The sequence below is a fragment of the Enterobacter sp. RHBSTW-00994 genome (assembly GCF_013782625.1).
GTDB lineage: Bacteria > Pseudomonadota > Gammaproteobacteria > Enterobacterales > Enterobacteriaceae > Enterobacter.
Map to the genome: position 1 here is coordinate 2,103,011 of NZ_CP056199.1, position 16,164 is coordinate 2,119,174.

Sequence of the window (16,164 nt, forward strand, 5' to 3'; positions counted from 1 at the left end):
ATATTGATGGTCCAGGCGTTCTCTCTACCCAGTGAATCAGGAAGGCATACATGACCAGTATTGATAAAAGTGGAACGTACACGTTAGGGACGCGTACGGTTAAGCGGCTCGGCTATGGCGCAATGCAGCTTGCAGGTCCTGGTGTTTTTGGGCCACCGAAGGACAAAAATGCTGCGCTTGATGTGCTTCGTCATGCAGTCGCCGCAGGTGTGAACCACATTGATACCAGTGATTTTTACGGCCCTCATGTCACTAACCAGCTTATTCGTGAGGCACTTCATCCGTACCGTGACGACCTCACCATTGTTACCAAAATAGGTGCGAGGCGAGGTGATGATGCTTCCTGGCTGCCCGCATTTTCGGCGGCTGAACTGACACAGGCAGTGCATGACAACTTACGCAACCTGAAACTGGATGTGCTGGATGTGGTTAATTTACGCATCATGTTTAGTGCGCATGGTCCGGCAGAAGGCTCGATTGCTGAGCCACTGGCCGCGCTCGCGGAGCTTCAGCAGCAAGGGTTGGTTCGTCATATTGGATTAAGTAATGTGACGGTTACACAGGTTGCTGAAGCGCAGAAGATCGTTTCGGTTGTTTGCGTTCAGAACATGTACAACATTGTGAATCGTGAAGATGACGCTCTGGTTGATCTGCTCGCTCAGCAGAAGATCGCGTATGTCCCGTTCTTCCCGCTTGGCGGCTTTACACCGTTGCAATCTTCCGGGCTGCAGGCGGTCGCCGATTCGCTAGGTGCAACAGCCATGCAGGTTGCACTGGCCTGGTTGCTGCAACGTTCCCCCAATATCTTGCTGATCCCCGGTACATCCTCTGTGGTGCATTTGCGTGAAAATCTGGCCGCTGCCGATCTGATTTTACCGGTGGATGCGCTTGATACCCTGAACGCGCTGGTGGATTAAGCGCAAAAATGAAAAGTCCAAAGCGACGGCTTTGGGCTTTTTCCGTCCGGCATGTTATTTACGCATAACCTTATCCGACTGAGTAGTCTTTGCCTTCAGCTCAGGATGTCTGGCGATGTTTTGCGCTTTGGTTTTGTTAATGTCGCACGTGCCGTTGCTTTCCGTGACCTGAGTACAGCCGGAACGCTCCAGCTTCGCGCGGTATTTTGCACTAATAGCATGTGCTGGGAGGGCAGTCAGGGTGGCTAAGGCCAGGGCTATCATCACTGTTTTTTTCATGACAATCTTTCTCGTTTTGTGGTTGTAAACCCTGTCGGGTTTATTCCGCCGCAGATTCTGCCTGGCGATTTCTCCTGTGCAGCGCTAATGCTTCCGCCACAATCTCCTGCTTACTTTTGCGTGTCTCAAACGCAGTGGCTCTGACGTACTCCATTAAGTCTTTATCAACTCTTGCACTTAACATCTTCAGGTCGGCATCTTTTGCGAAACCGCGTGCAATACGCTTATCCGGATAATCACGGGTTGGCATAGAAAACGTCCTCTACACGTTGTCTTGTTAATTTGTGCTGTAAAATATGCTGCTGACAAAAATTAAAGTCAATATGTAGTGATTGCATAGTGATGTTATTTTTTGGTTTTGCATTTAGATTAAGTCATTGGTAAGTGATTTTTATATGACTTTTGTTTGACTTAGTTTCCTCTAAGGTTGCGAGTTCAAAAATTTACGTCTCATCACAGAATCACCTTTTTTCTTTTTACTTTGTTTCCTGTGTTAACTATGTTGGGGCCATTGTTCTATGGCATAAAAAAGGTGAAAACACGATGGTGAACCAACATATCAATAAGATGACCCAGGGCATTTTGCTGGCAATGGCCGGGGTGGCGACATTCTCTGCACCACTGGCTTTTGGCGCGGAAACGGCTATCACACAGATTGCCGGTAAGGTACTGCCTTATCAGGAAAAACCCCGGGTCTTTGTGCTAACCGATATCGGTAATGAGCCGGACGACCAGATGTCTCTGACGCGGTTTTTGCTCTACGCCAACGAGATGAATATTGAAGGTCTGGTGGCAACCACATCGACCTGGCAGCGTGAAAAAGTGCATACCGATATGATTGACCTGGTGGTGGGGCACTATGGTGAAGTACAGCCGAATCTGCTGAAACATGCTGCCGGATTCCCGACGGTGTCTGCACTGCAGTCTGTGGTGGCGCCAGGCCTGGCAAGCTATGGCATCGCAGCGACAGGGGAAGGAAAACAGACCGCGGGTTCTGAGCTGCTGGTTAAGGCCATTGAAAAGAGTACTGATGCGAATCACCCGCTGTTTATCACTCTGTGGGGAGGGGCGAACACCCTGGCGCAGGCGTTACAGGATGTGTCGAGAAAACATCCCGCAGAGAGGGTTCAGTCGCTGGCGCGTAATCTGGTGGTGTATGCCATCTCCGATCAGGATGATGCCGGAAGCTGGGTGCGTGAACACTACCCGGATATCACCTACATCGTCGACCCCTCCAGCCAAAACGGTGAAGATTATGCCCGAGCCACCTGGACCGGGATCAGCGGCGATCGGTATTACCGCAACGCACCGGGAGCAGACTTTACCACCGTCTCTCAGCACTGGCTGGATGAGAATATCCGCAATAAAGGGCCAATGGGGAAAGGCTATCTGAAGTATCTGTTTATCATGGAAGGTGACACGCCGTCGTTTATGAGCCTCATCCGTAACGGCTTAAACAGCGAAAGAAACCCCGGCTGGGGTGGCTGGGGAGGACGTTATATTGTGCGTCAGCCGCAGCATGAAACGCGCCCTGTCTGGAGCAGCGGAGGGGACTTTTATCCAGGCAACCCTAACGCAGCGGATACGGTGACGGGAAAAGACGGCAAGCAGTATACCTCTAACCAGGCGACGATCTGGCGCTGGCGTGAAGCTTTCCAGCACGACTTTGCTGCACGTATGGCATGGGGGATTAACGACTATGCGAACGCCAATCACAACCCGGACGTGGTGGTGAATGGTCAGGCGGGTCAACAGGTGGTTTATCTGCAGGCCAAAAAAGGGGAAACACTGACTCTGGATGCATCAGGCAGCAAAGATCCCGATGGCGATAAGCTCAGCTACAACTGGTTTCTCTACCCTGAGGCCGGTTCGGCCAGCTCTGCTGCCGTGGATGTTAACGACGTTCAGGGACGTCGCGGAGAAGATAATCTCAATGCGCCAGCCGTGTTGACGCTGGGTGAAAATGGCCAACAACGTGTGACGGTGAAAGCCCAGCGAGCGGGTACTGAGCACCTGATTCTGGCCGTGACGGATAATGGCACTCCGTCGTTAACCTCCTACCGTCGCATCATTGTTTCCGTCAAGTAATTCAGGTATGAAGTGATGTCGGATGCGAAAGCCTCTGACATCACCTCTTCGTTAACTCTGCCGGTGAACCACGATGAAAACCGCTCTTGCGCCCGCCCTCACGTTGCGAGAGAAGCTCTGTTACGGCCTGGGGGATACCTCAGCGAATATCTTTATGGGCATGACGATGATGTTCTTGTCCATCTACTACACCGATGTGTTCCAGCTTAACCCTGCAATAATGGGCAGTTTGTTTTTGATGGCGCGCTTGTTGGATGCGTTTGGCGATCCCCTTATTGGTCTTCTGGCGGACCGGACTCGTTCTTCCCGTGGGCGTTATCGGCCCTGGTTGCTCTGGTTCGCGCTTCCCTATGGACTGAGCTGCGCGGCGGTCTTTTTTTCGCCTGAACTCAGCGCGTTCTGGCGCACGGTTTATGCCTGTCTGACCTATACCGCGCTGGTGCTTAGCTTCAGCTTTGTGGTGGTTCCCTATGTATCACTGCTGGGCGCAATCTCAGCCGATAGCGACGAACGGATCCACATTAATGCGATCCGCTTTCCTCTTGCCAAAACGGCCTATTTACTCTGCTCACTGTTGATCCCTGCGCTGATTACCCTCTTTGATAACGATGTACTGGGCTACCGGGTGGTGATGAGCGGGATTGGATTGTTGTCTACGCTGTTGATCCTGATTTGTTACTTCAATACGCAGGAGCGGGTGATCCCGGAGGGTATGCCCGCCGTCAGTCTGCGCCAGCAGTTTGGTTATCTCCTGAAAAATGACCAGGCGCTGATCCTTTTTGCGGCGCAAGGGCTGGTGATGATCATGAATACGCTGAAGTTTGGTGCGGCAGCCTATTTCGTAAAATATGTCCTCAGTATGCCCGTCACCTTTCTGAGCATGATGCTGACTATGGCATCGGTGGCGGGTATTGTGGCTCCGGTGATGACCGGATATCTGCTACGCAGTGGAAAGGTGAAACGCATTGTGCTGCTGGTCTACAGCCAGCTGGCGAGTGGGGCGATCACGCTGGCGATTGGCTTTATGCCAGCCAGTGCGCTCTGGTCGCATGTCGGGCTTTTTGTTTTCGCCACGCTGGCGGCAGAGCTGATTGCGGTGATCCTGTGGGCAAGCGTAGCAGATGCCGCAGATTACGGATTTTATCGTTTTGGCGTTCGCATTAACGGCATGATTGGCGGCGGTATGTTGTTCGCGACGAAAGCCGGTATGGCGGTAGGGGGCGCGCTGATAGGGTATGTGCTGGCATGGTATGGTTATCGGCCAGAAATGCACACCGTGGCGTTGCCGGATCACCTTCCGGCGTTTCGTTGGCTCTATATCTGGCTCCCGGCCTGTTGCCTGTTTTTGACGGCGGCTTTGCTGCAGTGTTATCGGCTGGATGAACAAAAAATGAGGGATGTTATGATGGCCGTTCGGGATGAGGCGGGTCGGAAAGAGGCGACACGACATGGATTATAAAAAACACATTCTCAATATTTTGCACAGTGAGCACGCGTCACGCGCGGAGATGACCCGGCGGGTTGGCGTCACCAAAGCCTACATTACCAAGCTGACATCACAGCTGTTGCAGGAAGGGTGGATTGAGGAGCGCGATATTAAAGATGTCGCCTTTGGTCGTCCGCAGCAACTTCTGGCCGTAAAAGGCGGACAAGCCTTTAGTATCAATATTATGCTGCGAAAGGGGAGTTTTCAGGGAACGCTTAACGATTACAACACCCAGGTTGATGCGCTTGCGACTCATGAATTTTCCCTGCCGGAAATGATGACGCCAGCCGAGTTGGTCATCCGCATTGCGGGTGGCATTAAAGCGCTGTGCGACGCCGCCGGGGTTGCGCAATCCCGCATCAACGTGGCCAGTGTAGCGCTACAGGGCGGGATTGAACATTTCACCGGTGTGGTACGTTATTGCCCGCTGTTTACGGACAATAACGTCAATCTGATGGCGCTTATTCAGGAGCATGTCGGGATCACCACCCGAATTTATAACATTGCTCATTGCACCAACTACCTGCTGGCAAAGCGATCGCCGGGATTATCGTATGTGGCCTTTATGCCAGGCTTTGGCAGCCTGGGATATGGCTACTGCACAAACGGTGTACCAGGGTTGGGTGAGAACGGTTTTTATCCGGAAATCGTACATTTACCGTATGAAGGCGGCATAGAACACGCCTTTAATGTCATTGAAGAGAACAAAGCAGAGACGGTGCTGACCACAGCGAAAGCACTCTACTTCGCCATTTGTTGCACTGCGCCCATTCATAACATCAAGCTGGCGATTGCCACTGGTGAATTGTTTGAAGATTACGGTGAAGAAGTCCTGCCGCGTGTTCAGGATATGCTGGATAACAACCCTAATCAGCATATTCGCGAAATTCGTCTCCGGCATGATAAAACGGGATATCACTATGGCGTGAAAGGGCTGGTCCAGCTCAGTTCAGACAGTATCACTGAGCAATTGGTTTGATGCCTTTCCACGACGGGCTTACATCAGAATTTGAGGTCAATAACATGGATTTTAGCGCACTTCATTTACAGGTTACGGCTGCGCCACCGGCGTTTCCGGGCGTTGCACCTGTCCCGCTTACCGACGCAACGATGCAGGAACGTAAGAACAATGTCCTGAAACGAATGGATGCTGAGGATTTTGACGCCATTATTGTGTATGCCGACAAAGAACACGGCAGCAACTTTGAGTACCTGACGGGGTTTATTCCCCGCTTTGAAGAGGGGTTGCTGGTGCTGGAGAAAAACGGTGACGCGACCGTGATCCTCGGCAATGAAAATCTGAAGATGGCGACATATTCCCGCCTGCCGGTCACGCTTAAGCACAGCCCGCTATTCTCGCTGCCTAACCAGCCGATGGAAAACGATAAACCCCTGAGTGTGCTGTTCGATGAAATTGGGTTGAGTGCCATGTCCCGCATTGGATTAGTCGGCTGGAAAATGTTTACTTCATCTCTGGCTGACAATAAGCAACTTTTCGATTTACCCTGGTTTATTGTCGACGCCATTCGCAACAGTATTTCGGCCAGTACGGTCCTGGAAAATGCCGCACATCTTTTTATTGGCGGAAATAAGGGTGTCCGGATCACCAATAACGCGAATGAGATTGCACATTATGAGTACGGCGCAAATCTTGCGTCAACCTGCATACTGAACGCGATGAATGCCGTGGAGCCGGGGATTCGCGAGGCGCAATTGGGCAGCTATCTCACGGCAGAAGGCCAGTACAATACGGTAGTAACGATTGCCGCTGCCGGGCAACGTTTTGAAAAGGCCAACCTTTACCCGACATATAAACCGGTGCAGCGAGGCCAGCCTCTTTCCATGACGACCGGTTTTAAAGGCGGGCTTTCCAGCCGGACTGGTTTTGTCATTGCTGATGAGAGCGAGTTGCCGGAAACGCAAAAAGACTATCTTGAACGCGTAGCGAAACCCTACTTTGGTGCTGTTGTTACCTGGCTCGAAACGATAAAAATTGGGATGAAGGGCGGGGAGATGTACTCCCTGATCTCGTCCGTTCTGCCGAAAGAAAAATATAGATGGCATCTGAATCCAGGGCATCTCAGCGCAGACGAAGAGTGGATGTCATCCCCAGTCTATAACGCCTCTACGGAAACCCTGAAAAGCGGAATGATCCTGCAGATCGATATTATTCCATCCGTCCCGGGGTACACCGGCATAAGCGCCGAAGAGAGTATCGCGTTGGCAGATCCTGCGCTTCAGAAGGAGATACAACACCTTTGGCCTGAGTTATGGGCGAGAATTGAAGCCAGAAAAAACTATATAAATAATGAGCTTAATATAAAGCTGAGCGACGATGTGATCCCACTGTCAAATACCGTGGCCTATTTGCGGCCTTTCTTACTGGCGAAAAATAAAGCCTTCACCTGTTAAACCCGCCACGGGCCGGATGAAATCCGGCTCTCTTTATCTGAATGTGTCGTTATTTCAGTGGGTTCTGTTTTTTGCGCCTGGAGAGTCTTGCAGGATAGCCTAAAAGCGTAATACTGTGTTTATATACAGTATCACGCAGGCAAGGCAATAATGAGCATCCTCTTTTCGTATCACGCCACTCAACTTATTGAGTTACCTCTTTTTTTAGAGCATGTGCCCTGCGGCTTTCCCAGCCCGGCACAGGATTACGTTGAAGATCGTCTCGATCTGAATCGGCTGGCAATAAAACATCCCAGCGCAACCTATTTTGTCAGAGTCAGTGGCGATTCGATGGTCGGGGCTGGGATCGGTGACGGCGATCTGCTGGTGGTTGATCGGTCGTTGACGGCGGTGCATGGCGACATTGTTGTAGCCTCCGTCGCCGGTGAATTTACGGTGAAGGAGCTACAAATTCGTCCAACCCTGAGGTTGCTTGCGCACAACAGGCATTATCAGCCTATTACGTTTCAGTCTGAAGAGGAGTTGCAGATCTTCGGCGTGGTCACCCATTCACTGAAGACACACAGACATGTTCGCGCTTGTTGATGTCAACAGCTTCTACGCGTCCTGTGAGACGGTTTTTCGTCCGGACCTTCAGGGAAAGCCTGTTGCGGTGGTATCTAACAATGACGGCTGCATTATTTCGCTTTCAGCAGAAGCAAAGCGACTCGGCATCAAAATGGGAGAACCGTTTTTTAAGGTAAAAGCAAATACCTATCCGTCCAGAATCAACTTTTTTAGTTCCAATTACACGCTGTATGCCGATCTTAGCCATCGAGTTATGCAGACGCTGGCCGATATCTCCCCGGCGATAGAAATTTACTCAATAGATGAAGCGTTTGTGAATGTTTCGGGTATCAGCAACTGCATTTCCCTGGCGGAATTTGGGCATAAAATGCGTAGCCAGGTCCGTCAAAATACCGGGCTCATCGTCGGCGTGGGGATTGCCCAGACGAAAACCCTGGCGAAGTTGGCAAATTTTGCGGCCAAGAAATGGCAAAGGACAGGGGGAGTGGTCGATCTATCAAATAAAGATCGCCAGCGAAAGCTGCTGGCGGTTGTGCCGGTGAGCGAAGTCTGGGGAGTGGGCAGGCGAATCAGTAAAAAGTTAAACGAGATGGGCATTACCACGGCGCTTGAACTGGCGGAAAGTTCATTGTGGGTCATACGTAAGCATTTTAACGTCGTTCTCGAGCGCACGGTGCGTGAGCTTCGTGGTGAGTGCTGTCTTGCGCTGGAAGAGTTTACGCCGACGAAGCAACAGATCATCTGTAGCCGTTCTTTTGGGCATCGCATTACGCACTATGCAGATATGCGCCAGGCCATTTGCGCCTATGCGGAGCGCGCATCGGAAAAGTTACGTGCCCAGCACCAGTTTTGCCGCTTCGTCAGTGTATTTATGCGCACCAGCCCACATGCTGAAAATGAAATTTATTACGGGAATCAGGCATCCGTAACACTGATGACCCCGACAAATGACACGCGGGACATTATTCGCGCCGCCACTGAGGGACTCGGAGGGATATGGAACGATGGGCATCGCTATATGAAGGCCGGTGTGATGCTGGCGGACTTTTTCAGTCACGGTGTCGCGCAGCTTAATCTGTTTGACGACAACCAGCCCCGCGCCAACAGTGCGGCTCTGATGGCCACCCTTGACCGCGTCAATGTCTCCGGGAAAGGAAAAGTGTGGTTTGCAGGGCAGGGAATTGAAAAATCCTGGGCAATGAAACGCGAAATGCTTTCCCCGTCTTATACCACACGTTTTTCCGATCTGCCTGTTGCGAAGTAAGAGAGGGTGTCGTTGCTAAACCGGTATGACTTGATCTTCCGGGAGGCATGGGTGAATAACCAATGCACGTATCAATGATTGTTCTGTAATGGGGTGGGTTTGATTGCTGAAATGAGAAAGGATGCGTAATGAATAACAGGGGGGGGCGATACACCCCCAGAGATTATCGTACACCGGTTGACAGCATTCTGGTGTTCGTAGGCGCGCAGTTAACCCGAATTCAGTGGAGAATGCCAAAGCAGAAGTGGAGGGACATACTGTCCTCCACGACGGGGGAGACATTCAACCGCGGAAATCAGCCCCATTTATCCGTTCGTGGAAAACAGGGTTTTGGTGTCGTTAGTTTGCCGAAAGTTCTTTCCGGACGATCTCTGCGCCTGCACTTAACGCATTCAGTTTGCCCGTGGAGACCCGACGAGGCAGGGGAGCCATGCCGCAGTTGGTCGATGGATAGAGTTTGTCGGCATCGACAAACTGAAGTGCTTTGCGTAGCGTATCGGCGACCTCTTCCGGCGTCTCGATGGTATTGGTTGCCACATCAATCGCCCCGACCATAACTTTTTTACCGCGAATCAGTTCGAGCAGGTCCATTGGAACACGTGAGTTATGGCATTCCAGGGAGATGATATCGATATTCGAGGTCTGCAGTTTTGGAAACGCCTCTTCATATTGTCGCCACTCTGAGCCGAGCGTTTTTTTCCAGTCAGTATTGGCTTTGATGCCATATCCATAGCAAATATGTACTGCGGTTTCGCATTTAAGGCCTTCAATTGCTCTTTCTAAAGCCGCGATTCCCCAGTCATTCACCTCGTCAAAAAATACATTAAAGGCAGGTTCATCGAACTGGATGATATCCACTCCCGCAGCCTCTAACTCTTTTGCTTCCTGGTTGAGAATTTTGGCAAATTCCCAGGCGAGCTTTTCACGGCTTTTATAGTGATTATCATAAAGCGTATCGATCATCGTCATCGGCCCAGGCAGCGCCCATTTAATCGGCTGGCGGGTAAGCTGACGTAAAAATTTAGCATCTTCAACAAACACCGGTTTCTGGCGGGTAACGTCACCCACAACCGTCGGGACACTGGCATCATAACGATTACGAATTTTGACCACCTGGCGATTCTCAAAATCCACACCGCTGAGATGCTCAATAAAGGTGGTGACAAAGTGCTGACGCGTTTGCTCCCCATCACTGACAATATCAATGCCTGCACGCAGTTGATCAAATAAGGACAAACTCAGGGCATCTTTTTTCCCCTCAATCAGTTCGTCATTTTGCAATTTCCAGGGGGACCACAGTGTCTCTGGTTGCGCAAGCCAGGACGGTTTCGGTAAGCTGCCAGCAGTAGACGTGGGTAGTAATTTTTTCATAATCATTCACCTTTTATTTTCGGTAAGTCAAATAGCGTAGTTAGCAGACCATTGTTCAAGAATGGCTTTATTCGGTTTGATAAAGTGTTCTTCGGTGAATTTTCCCTGCTCAATCGCCAACTGGCTACGTTCTTCCCGGTCATAAACAATTTTTGTTAATGAGTGATCCTGATGATTCAGGTCGGGCTGATAGTATTGTCCTGCTGCGGAGTTAGCATTATAAATCTCAGGGCGGTATATCTTCTGGAAGGTTTCCATTGTGCTGATCGTACTAATAAGTTCATGATTAGTATAATCACCCAATAAATCCCCAGAGAAATAAAAGGCTAACGGTGCGGCGCTGTTTTTAGGCATGAAGTAACGAACCTTCAGGCCCATTTTATTGAAGTACATTTCCGTTAAAGAAGAGCCATTCGGCTGGTATTCGATACCCAATACAGGATGTTCGTTACCTGTACGGTGATAAATATCTTTGCTTGACACACTTAAACAAATAACGGGCTGTTTCCTGAAGTTATCGTTGTATTCATTCGAGTTAACGAAGTGCTTGAATATATTTCCGTGTAACTCGCCAAAGTTTTCCGGAATGCTAAATGTGGTCTGGTCTTTATTATGATCCAGCAGCAACACACTAAAATCATAGTCACGCACATAAGAAGAGAAATTATTACCGACAATCCCTTCCGTACGTTCTTGCGTTTTTTTATCAATAATATAGGTTTTCAATATCTCAATGGCGGGGAAAACATCACCATTTTCGACAATGTTCATCTCAACTGAAATTATTTCAAGCTCTACGGCATAGCGATCGCTTTTGGGGTTATCCCAATGAACTAACGTATTAAAACGATTGTTAATCATGGCGAGTGTGTTGCGCAAGTTTTCCTGACGGTTACTCCCTCTGGCCAGATTAGCAAAGTTGGTTGTAATACGCGTATTTTCAGAAGGGTTATAGTTTTCGTCAAAACGACTACTTTTAATCGTAAATGTAAACGCTTTACTCATCGCGGCTCTGCATCCTGGATTCTGATATGAAAACGGACGTTGTTTCTGTCCCGTCGTTTTCATGTTATCAATAAGTTAATGTTGCATATTTTATGCCAGAGCCAATGACGGAGTTAAAGCGACTAAATTTCAATACAACATGAGCCATATTCATGATCTGGAGCACAGTGGAGCGGTCAGCCCTTGCCTGGAGATGAAACCGGCCTTTTTTTCAGCGTGATTCCGGCGTTTCAGCCGTTCCGTCAAACACAGACATGGTGGTTGGTTAACGTGTTGTTGACGTAGCGGTGAACCATCAATCCTGGCGATTTTTCTGCTGGTGGCACGTTAACTGTGCCAAACCAGACCGGATTGGCCGGACAGACGGAGCTACAAATATAAGCCGGGATCCCCGCAAACAGACCGGCGACGGGTCGGTGAACGTGTCCCGCCGCCATGGCGAGCAGTTTGTTTGGCGTGTTTTTGATGAGCGCTTCCAGCTCATCCAGCCCTCTGCACATGGTCTCATCCAGCGTTGGAATGCCGGACGCAAAAACGGGGTGATGCATGAACAGTATCGAGGGTGAATTATCTGCATGATGAATGTGTTTATCCAGCCATAGCAGGTGATCGGTCACAGAACCGTAGGTCTGGTCCTCAACCGTCGAATCCAGCCCAATCAGCCGTAAGCCATCAGCATAATGGATTGTGTGCAGAGCCTCTTCAGGCGCATCGCCTGACCATGAATTTTTATCCCATACTGAGCGCATCAGGCTACGGTCATCGGAGTTGCCCGGCAGGACCAACGACGGATAATTCTGCTGACGGAGGCGGGCCGCAATCTGTTTATAACCCTCGTTCCAGCTGTTGTCCGTTAAATCACCGGTCAGGATCAGGACATCCGGTTGCAGTTGCGCCAGCCACATCAGAACCCGGTCAAAACGGGACAGGTGATCGTTTTCGGGTGAGGCATGAATATCTGAAACCTGCGCGATTAACATAGATGTTTCCTTAAGACTAAAGGCGTTCAGAATAAGACCCCTCCCAAGACCGCCTTGACACGCACCCCGTTGACGCGGTGATTCAACGGATCGATGTAGCGCTATCTTTTGGATCTCTCCTGGACTACCGGGATAGTGTAATTCCAGGGGAAGGGGATATCACAAATCCTCAATGAGAGAAAATGAGCGCCACAACTAAACCTAAAACTAAAATGGCACAATAGAAAAAGATGTTTCCGGAGTATTCAGACAGCGCATTCAGATGCTCCTGACCCTGTTTATTGAGTTTTTGAATAGCATCATTTTCATTGCTTGCTTCTATTGTGTAAGTTTACTGAGTAAACCCTTTCTTTTTCAGATCCCTGGAAAGCGCTCGCGTGACACGATCGGCAGTGATGACTTTTGACTCATTTCCTTTAATAAACACGATATAACTATTCATATTCCCTCCATGCAGAATAATTACCTTACAATGCCGGGTGGCACTCATTTTTACTGTCGTTGGTTTAACTTTTGACGACGCTGTTTTTCTGTGGTGGTAATATCTGGCACGCTACAATCTTCATTCTCCGGGCGAGATATCATCGTTTTTCAGTAAAGTTTACCATGCCTTTTCCTGGCCATTTTATGCATCATCCCCCCTTTTATTGGGAGGGGGCAGGTCCTCAGTTTTGCCAGGAGATGATATAAAAAAACCGGAACAATCAATTATTTCACCTTATCGAAAATAGTACTGAGATAATCATCTGTTGTTATGCCAAATCAAATACCAACCAGTGGTTGAATGGTTTACTGCAGACTCTTCTTTACTGGCAGGAGGATAATCATGATTGACCACACCGGATTCAGCGTCACAAATCTTGCAGACAGTAAACGGTTTTACTCCCGTGTTCTCGCAAGCCTTGGTCATATTGCCCGGCTTGACATTCCGGGAAAGGCGGTAGGTTTTGGGCCGGCTCACCCGGATGAAAGCGCTGATCCGGGAGGGGCATTCTGGATCACTCAGGGCACACCCTCTACGCCCCGAATGCATCTTGCCTTCAGTGCAAAAAATAAAAAGGAAGTGGAAGCATTCCACAGTGCCGCTCTTGCGGCGGGTGGAATAGATAATGGTGCGCCGGGCTACAGGCCTCAGTATCACCCCGGATATTATGCCGCGTTTATCCGTGATCCTGACGGATATAATATTGAGGCGGTTTACCATGAAACAGGAAAATGACGAACAAACCGGAAAAAGAATATAGCCATCCCGCGCCTGATGGCTAAAACAGAATTGCGGCATTGGGTTTGCCGGGAAGGGCATGTGGCAGATTCAGGTTAATGTATTCTGCCACTCATTTAACGAGAGAGTATAAAGCAAGCTCGGAGGCTCATTTTTAACATCGTGGATCTCTCTGTCATATTTCAGCCCGGTTTTTTCAAGAACTTTTTGCGACGCCAGATGATTACTGCGCACAACGGCCGAAACCTCAACCAGTTTAATGACCTCGAAACCGTATTTCAGCGCGCAGGCTGAAAACTCTGTTGCCAGGCCTTTTCCCCATACTTCGGTGGCGAACCGATACCCCAGATTATTAATGGTTATATCGCCATAGCGGAGAATGCTCAACCCACCGAAACCGATGATTTTTTCAGGGCTGGCGAGAAGCGAGATAGCCCAGTTCCCAAATCCATGGTTTTGCCAATGGGCGAGCCAGCGATCCATCACCGTTTTTGCATGGTCAATGTCCGGGTAGGGGCCGGCTGGGTTAAAGGTGTTCGTTGCAGGGTCACCATAAATGTTGAAAAGATCGGTGACATCGGACGTGATGACGGGACGAAGACGCAAACGATTTGTTTCGACGAGCAAACTGACCCCCTGATGTGTGCTGCTACCAGCATGGCTTTATGCGAATGAACCCCACTGATTTAAGCACACTTTCTTTTTGACGTAATGGTCTTTGGTTAACACCGGACCAGGGTTGAATTCCCTTTTCATCAACTGCGTACTGCCTCCAGCCAGCGGGTGACGGCCTCCGTGGTTTTTCGCTCCTGATCGCATTCAATCACGAACGGTTTTTCCCGTCGTGCGGCCGGAGCAAGGCAGGCAAGAATATCGTCGCTATCACCTTTGCCGTAGCCGCCGTGGGTGATGAAGGGAATAAGCAATTTACCGGCGAGGTTATGGGTACTCAGAAATGTTTGCACCACGGGCGGGACGCTGGTTCCCCAAATGGGAAAACCCAGATAAATCGTCTGATAACGCCCGAGACCCGCAAGGCGATGCTTTAATGCGGGCCGGGCTCCCGATGCGCGTTCGTTTTTTGCCTGTTCTACCGTCTGAAAATAGTCATCCGGGTAGGGGGAAGCGGGTTCGATTTCAAACAGATCGCTCTTCAGGCAGCGATGAATCACACCCGCAATCACCCGCGTATTGCCGCTACGTGAAAAGTACGTGACCAGAACAGGGCTGCCACGTTGTACATTCGTGATGTCGGGGGCTGCTGTTGCCTGAGGGAGGCGCGCCAGCGAAATCCCGGCCAGGGCCGTGATCAACATTCTGCGGGTGGGATCGTGTTCCATCATGGCTTCCTTATTTCGCGTTCGCCAGTACCTGTTGCAGGGCATATTCCGCTCGCGTCGCAGCATCGTTTTCGCCTTGTTCGCGTAAAACCGCTGCCAACTGGCGTAGCTGTTCTGGCGTCAGACCGACCCGGAGGCTGGCTCGGGTATGGGACAGTAACTGTGATTCCAGTCCCGGTGTTGCGGCCAATGCGCCGACGGTCGCCAGTTCGCGGCTTTGCCAGTCGAGGTTATCGCGGGCAAAAATGTCGCCAAACAGATGTGTTTGCAGGAACTGGTTAATGACCGGAGCAAAATCGAACAAGGGACCCTGGACGGGCGCACCGGAGATTTTGGTCTGATTTTCCGTCCCCACGCGAAGGAGTTCCTCCCCGACCGGGACAGGCCTGATGGGCATTTTACCTTCAGCATCGTGGATGCCGCGCTGTTTACGCGAGTCGACAACCTTCATCAGCTCATTTAACGCATTCAGACTGCGCGGGAAGCCGGTGTAGGCGTAGAGTTGCACGAGAATTTCTTTGCTTTCGTTGATGGTGAGCCCGGCGTCCAGCCCCTGGTTCAATGCCGTATTCAGTTTTTCCATCTGGCTGCTTGCCATGGTGGTTGCGATCAACGGGATGGCCTGCTGGCGGGCAGACAACGTATCCGATTCGATTTTGTCGTGATGCATTTCTTGAACTCCTGTGGTTACGGACGCAGCCTGGGCCGGGAGGCTACAGCTCAGGAACAGTAAGGCTGTTGCCATGAATGCTTTAATGGGCATGGTATTGTTCATCACTTACGTTCTCCATCCAGCTAACGACCCTCCCTGTTATCGCAAGGTGTGTCATGGTGCTGTCTGGCGTTGCGCCATACCAGTGTTTGACGACAGGGGGGACACGGCACAACATCACCTGCGCGATTAATCTGAACGGGATTGCCTTACTGTTGTGTCAGCCCGACGTTGGAAGTGACGATAAGCTGTTGGCCTGCCGAATGGGGATGCCATGCGGAGCGCGCACCAGGCTCGAAAGTGAGATACGCGCCTGAAACCGTCATGACATTATCTGGGCTGAATAGCGGATCGACCCGCACGCGCCCGGTAAACGTCTCTGCAGATCCAGATCCGCCTTTTAAACGCGGTATCTGATCGACGGCGCGACGCATATCGAAACCTACGGGTTCCTCGTATGTTGACCAGGCGATGAGCCAGTTAGATACCTTCTTTGATAAGCATATTTAACCGGGTTTTCA

15 protein-coding genes and 2 pseudogenes are annotated in these 16,164 nt (G+C 50.4%); 8 read left to right on the forward strand and 9 right to left on the reverse strand.

Going from position 1 to position 16,164, the window contains the following annotated elements:
• The first annotated feature begins 50 nt into the window (after window positions 1-50).
• Window positions 51-917, forward strand: coding sequence for an aldo/keto reductase family oxidoreductase (locus HV346_RS10115; RefSeq protein ID WP_181623351.1), 867 nt, complete (start codon window positions 51-53; stop codon window positions 915-917).
• Window positions 918-1,028: 111 nt separating this feature from the next.
• On the opposite strand, the pseudogene HV346_RS10120 reads toward HV346_RS10115, so the two are convergent.
• Both HV346_RS10120 and HV346_RS10125 read right to left on the reverse strand, forming a co-directional pair.
• A pseudogene (locus HV346_RS10120) lies at window positions 1,029-1,196 on the reverse strand (hypothetical protein); the annotation flags it as partial.
• Window positions 1,197-1,236: 40 nt separating this feature from the next.
• Window positions 1,237-1,446, reverse strand: coding sequence for a hypothetical protein (locus tag HV346_RS10125; protein WP_181623353.1), 210 nt, complete (start codon window positions 1,444-1,446; stop codon window positions 1,237-1,239).
• A gap of 293 nt (window positions 1,447-1,739) precedes the next feature.
• Between HV346_RS10125 and HV346_RS10130 the strand changes: the two genes are divergently transcribed.
• From HV346_RS10130 to umuC, 6 genes are all read left to right on the forward strand, one after another.
• Window positions 1,740-3,284, forward strand: coding sequence for a nucleoside hydrolase-like domain-containing protein (locus HV346_RS10130; RefSeq protein WP_181623354.1), 1,545 nt, complete (start codon window positions 1,740-1,742; stop codon window positions 3,282-3,284).
• A gap of 73 nt (window positions 3,285-3,357) precedes the next feature.
• Window positions 3,358-4,743, forward strand: coding sequence for a glycoside-pentoside-hexuronide (GPH):cation symporter (locus tag HV346_RS10135; RefSeq protein ID WP_181623355.1), 1,386 nt, complete (start codon window positions 3,358-3,360; stop codon window positions 4,741-4,743).
• A complete protein-coding gene (locus HV346_RS10140; RefSeq protein WP_181623356.1) occupies window positions 4,733-5,749 on the forward strand; it encodes a NagC family transcriptional regulator in 1,017 nt (338 codons plus the stop codon). The genes HV346_RS10135 and HV346_RS10140 overlap by 11 nt, the downstream gene beginning before the upstream one ends.
• A 44-nt stretch (window positions 5,750-5,793) precedes the next feature.
• Entirely contained in the window at window positions 5,794-7,182 is a 1,389-nt protein-coding gene (locus HV346_RS10145) for an aminopeptidase P family protein (protein ID WP_181623357.1), read from the forward strand.
• A gap of 150 nt (window positions 7,183-7,332) precedes the next feature.
• Window positions 7,333-7,767, forward strand: coding sequence for a translesion error-prone DNA polymerase V autoproteolytic subunit (gene umuD, locus HV346_RS10150; protein ID WP_181623358.1), 435 nt, complete (start codon window positions 7,333-7,335; stop codon window positions 7,765-7,767).
• A complete protein-coding gene (umuC, locus tag HV346_RS10155) occupies window positions 7,751-9,013 on the forward strand; it encodes a translesion error-prone DNA polymerase V subunit UmuC (RefSeq protein ID WP_181623359.1) in 1,263 nt (420 codons plus the stop codon). The genes umuD and umuC overlap by 17 nt, the downstream gene beginning before the upstream one ends.
• A gap of 339 nt (window positions 9,014-9,352) precedes the next feature.
• Here umuC and HV346_RS10160 read toward each other — a convergent pair whose 3' ends face one another.
• From HV346_RS10160 to HV346_RS10170, 3 genes are all read right to left on the reverse strand, one after another.
• Window positions 9,353-10,384, reverse strand: a complete 1,032-nt coding sequence (locus HV346_RS10160) for a methionine synthase (protein WP_181623360.1) — start codon at window positions 10,382-10,384, stop codon at window positions 9,353-9,355.
• Between the two features lie 27 nt (window positions 10,385-10,411).
• Window positions 10,412-11,389, reverse strand: a complete 978-nt coding sequence (locus HV346_RS10165) for a DUF1852 domain-containing protein (RefSeq protein ID WP_181623361.1) — start codon at window positions 11,387-11,389, stop codon at window positions 10,412-10,414.
• A 242-nt stretch (window positions 11,390-11,631) separates the two neighbouring features.
• Entirely contained in the window at window positions 11,632-12,369 is a 738-nt protein-coding gene (locus HV346_RS10170) for a metallophosphoesterase (RefSeq protein WP_181623362.1), read from the reverse strand.
• Window positions 12,370-13,195: 826 nt separating this feature from the next.
• Here HV346_RS10170 and HV346_RS10175 point away from each other — a divergent pair.
• Window positions 13,196-13,588, forward strand: a complete 393-nt coding sequence (locus HV346_RS10175; protein WP_181623363.1) for a VOC family protein — start codon at window positions 13,196-13,198, stop codon at window positions 13,586-13,588.
• A gap of 93 nt (window positions 13,589-13,681) precedes the next feature.
• Here HV346_RS10175 and HV346_RS10180 read toward each other — a convergent pair whose 3' ends face one another.
• From HV346_RS10180 to HV346_RS10195, 4 genes and pseudogenes are all read right to left on the reverse strand, one after another.
• On the reverse strand, window positions 13,682-14,218 hold the full coding sequence (locus HV346_RS10180) for a GNAT family N-acetyltransferase (RefSeq protein WP_181623364.1): 537 nt from the start codon (window positions 14,216-14,218) through the stop codon (window positions 13,682-13,684).
• A gap of 128 nt (window positions 14,219-14,346) precedes the next feature.
• The gene (locus tag HV346_RS10185) at window positions 14,347-14,931 is read right to left on the reverse strand and encodes a flavodoxin (RefSeq protein ID WP_181623744.1); all 585 of its coding nucleotides are present in this window, start codon (window positions 14,929-14,931) and stop codon (window positions 14,347-14,349) included.
• Between the two features lie 10 nt (window positions 14,932-14,941).
• Window positions 14,942-15,706 carry a carboxymuconolactone decarboxylase family protein gene (locus tag HV346_RS10190; protein ID WP_181623745.1) on the reverse strand — a complete coding sequence of 255 codons (765 nt, stop codon included), beginning with the start codon at window positions 15,704-15,706 and terminating at the stop codon, window positions 14,942-14,944.
• Window positions 15,684-16,077 (reverse strand): annotated as a pseudogene (locus HV346_RS10195) (cupin domain-containing protein). The gene HV346_RS10190 and the pseudogene HV346_RS10195 overlap by 23 nt, the downstream one beginning before the upstream one ends.
• Window positions 16,078-16,164: the final 87 nt, after the last annotated feature.

Bases quoted from the DNA above. Each gene is read 5' to 3' on its own strand.
- HV346_RS10175 (WP_181623363.1), top strand. From the start codon at position 13,196: ATGATTGACCACACCGGATTCAGCGTCACAAATCTTGCAGACAGTAAA.
- HV346_RS10160 (WP_181623360.1), bottom strand. From the start codon at position 10,384: ATGAAAAAATTACTACCCACGTCTACTGCTGGCAGCTTACCGAAACCG.
- umuC (WP_181623359.1), top strand. From the start codon at position 7,751: ATGTTCGCGCTTGTTGATGTCAACAGCTTCTACGCGTCCTGTGAGACG.
- HV346_RS10165 (WP_181623361.1), bottom strand. From the start codon at position 11,389: ATGAGTAAAGCGTTTACATTTACGATTAAAAGTAGTCGTTTTGACGAA.
- HV346_RS10185 (WP_181623744.1), bottom strand. From the start codon at position 14,931: ATGGAACACGATCCCACCCGCAGAATGTTGATCACGGCCCTGGCCGGG.
- HV346_RS10115 (WP_181623351.1), top strand. From the start codon at position 51: ATGACCAGTATTGATAAAAGTGGAACGTACACGTTAGGGACGCGTACG.
- HV346_RS10135 (WP_181623355.1), top strand. From the start codon at position 3,358: ATGAAAACCGCTCTTGCGCCCGCCCTCACGTTGCGAGAGAAGCTCTGT.
- HV346_RS10125 (WP_181623353.1), bottom strand. From the start codon at position 1,446: ATGCCAACCCGTGATTATCCGGATAAGCGTATTGCACGCGGTTTCGCA.
- umuD (WP_181623358.1), top strand. From the start codon at position 7,333: ATGAGCATCCTCTTTTCGTATCACGCCACTCAACTTATTGAGTTACCT.
- HV346_RS10130 (WP_181623354.1), top strand. From the start codon at position 1,740: ATGGTGAACCAACATATCAATAAGATGACCCAGGGCATTTTGCTGGCA.
- HV346_RS10170 (WP_181623362.1), bottom strand. From the start codon at position 12,369: ATGTTAATCGCGCAGGTTTCAGATATTCATGCCTCACCCGAAAACGAT.
- HV346_RS10145 (WP_181623357.1), top strand. From the start codon at position 5,794: ATGGATTTTAGCGCACTTCATTTACAGGTTACGGCTGCGCCACCGGCG.
- HV346_RS10190 (WP_181623745.1), bottom strand. From the start codon at position 15,706: ATGAACAATACCATGCCCATTAAAGCATTCATGGCAACAGCCTTACTG.
- HV346_RS10140 (WP_181623356.1), top strand. From the start codon at position 4,733: ATGGATTATAAAAAACACATTCTCAATATTTTGCACAGTGAGCACGCG.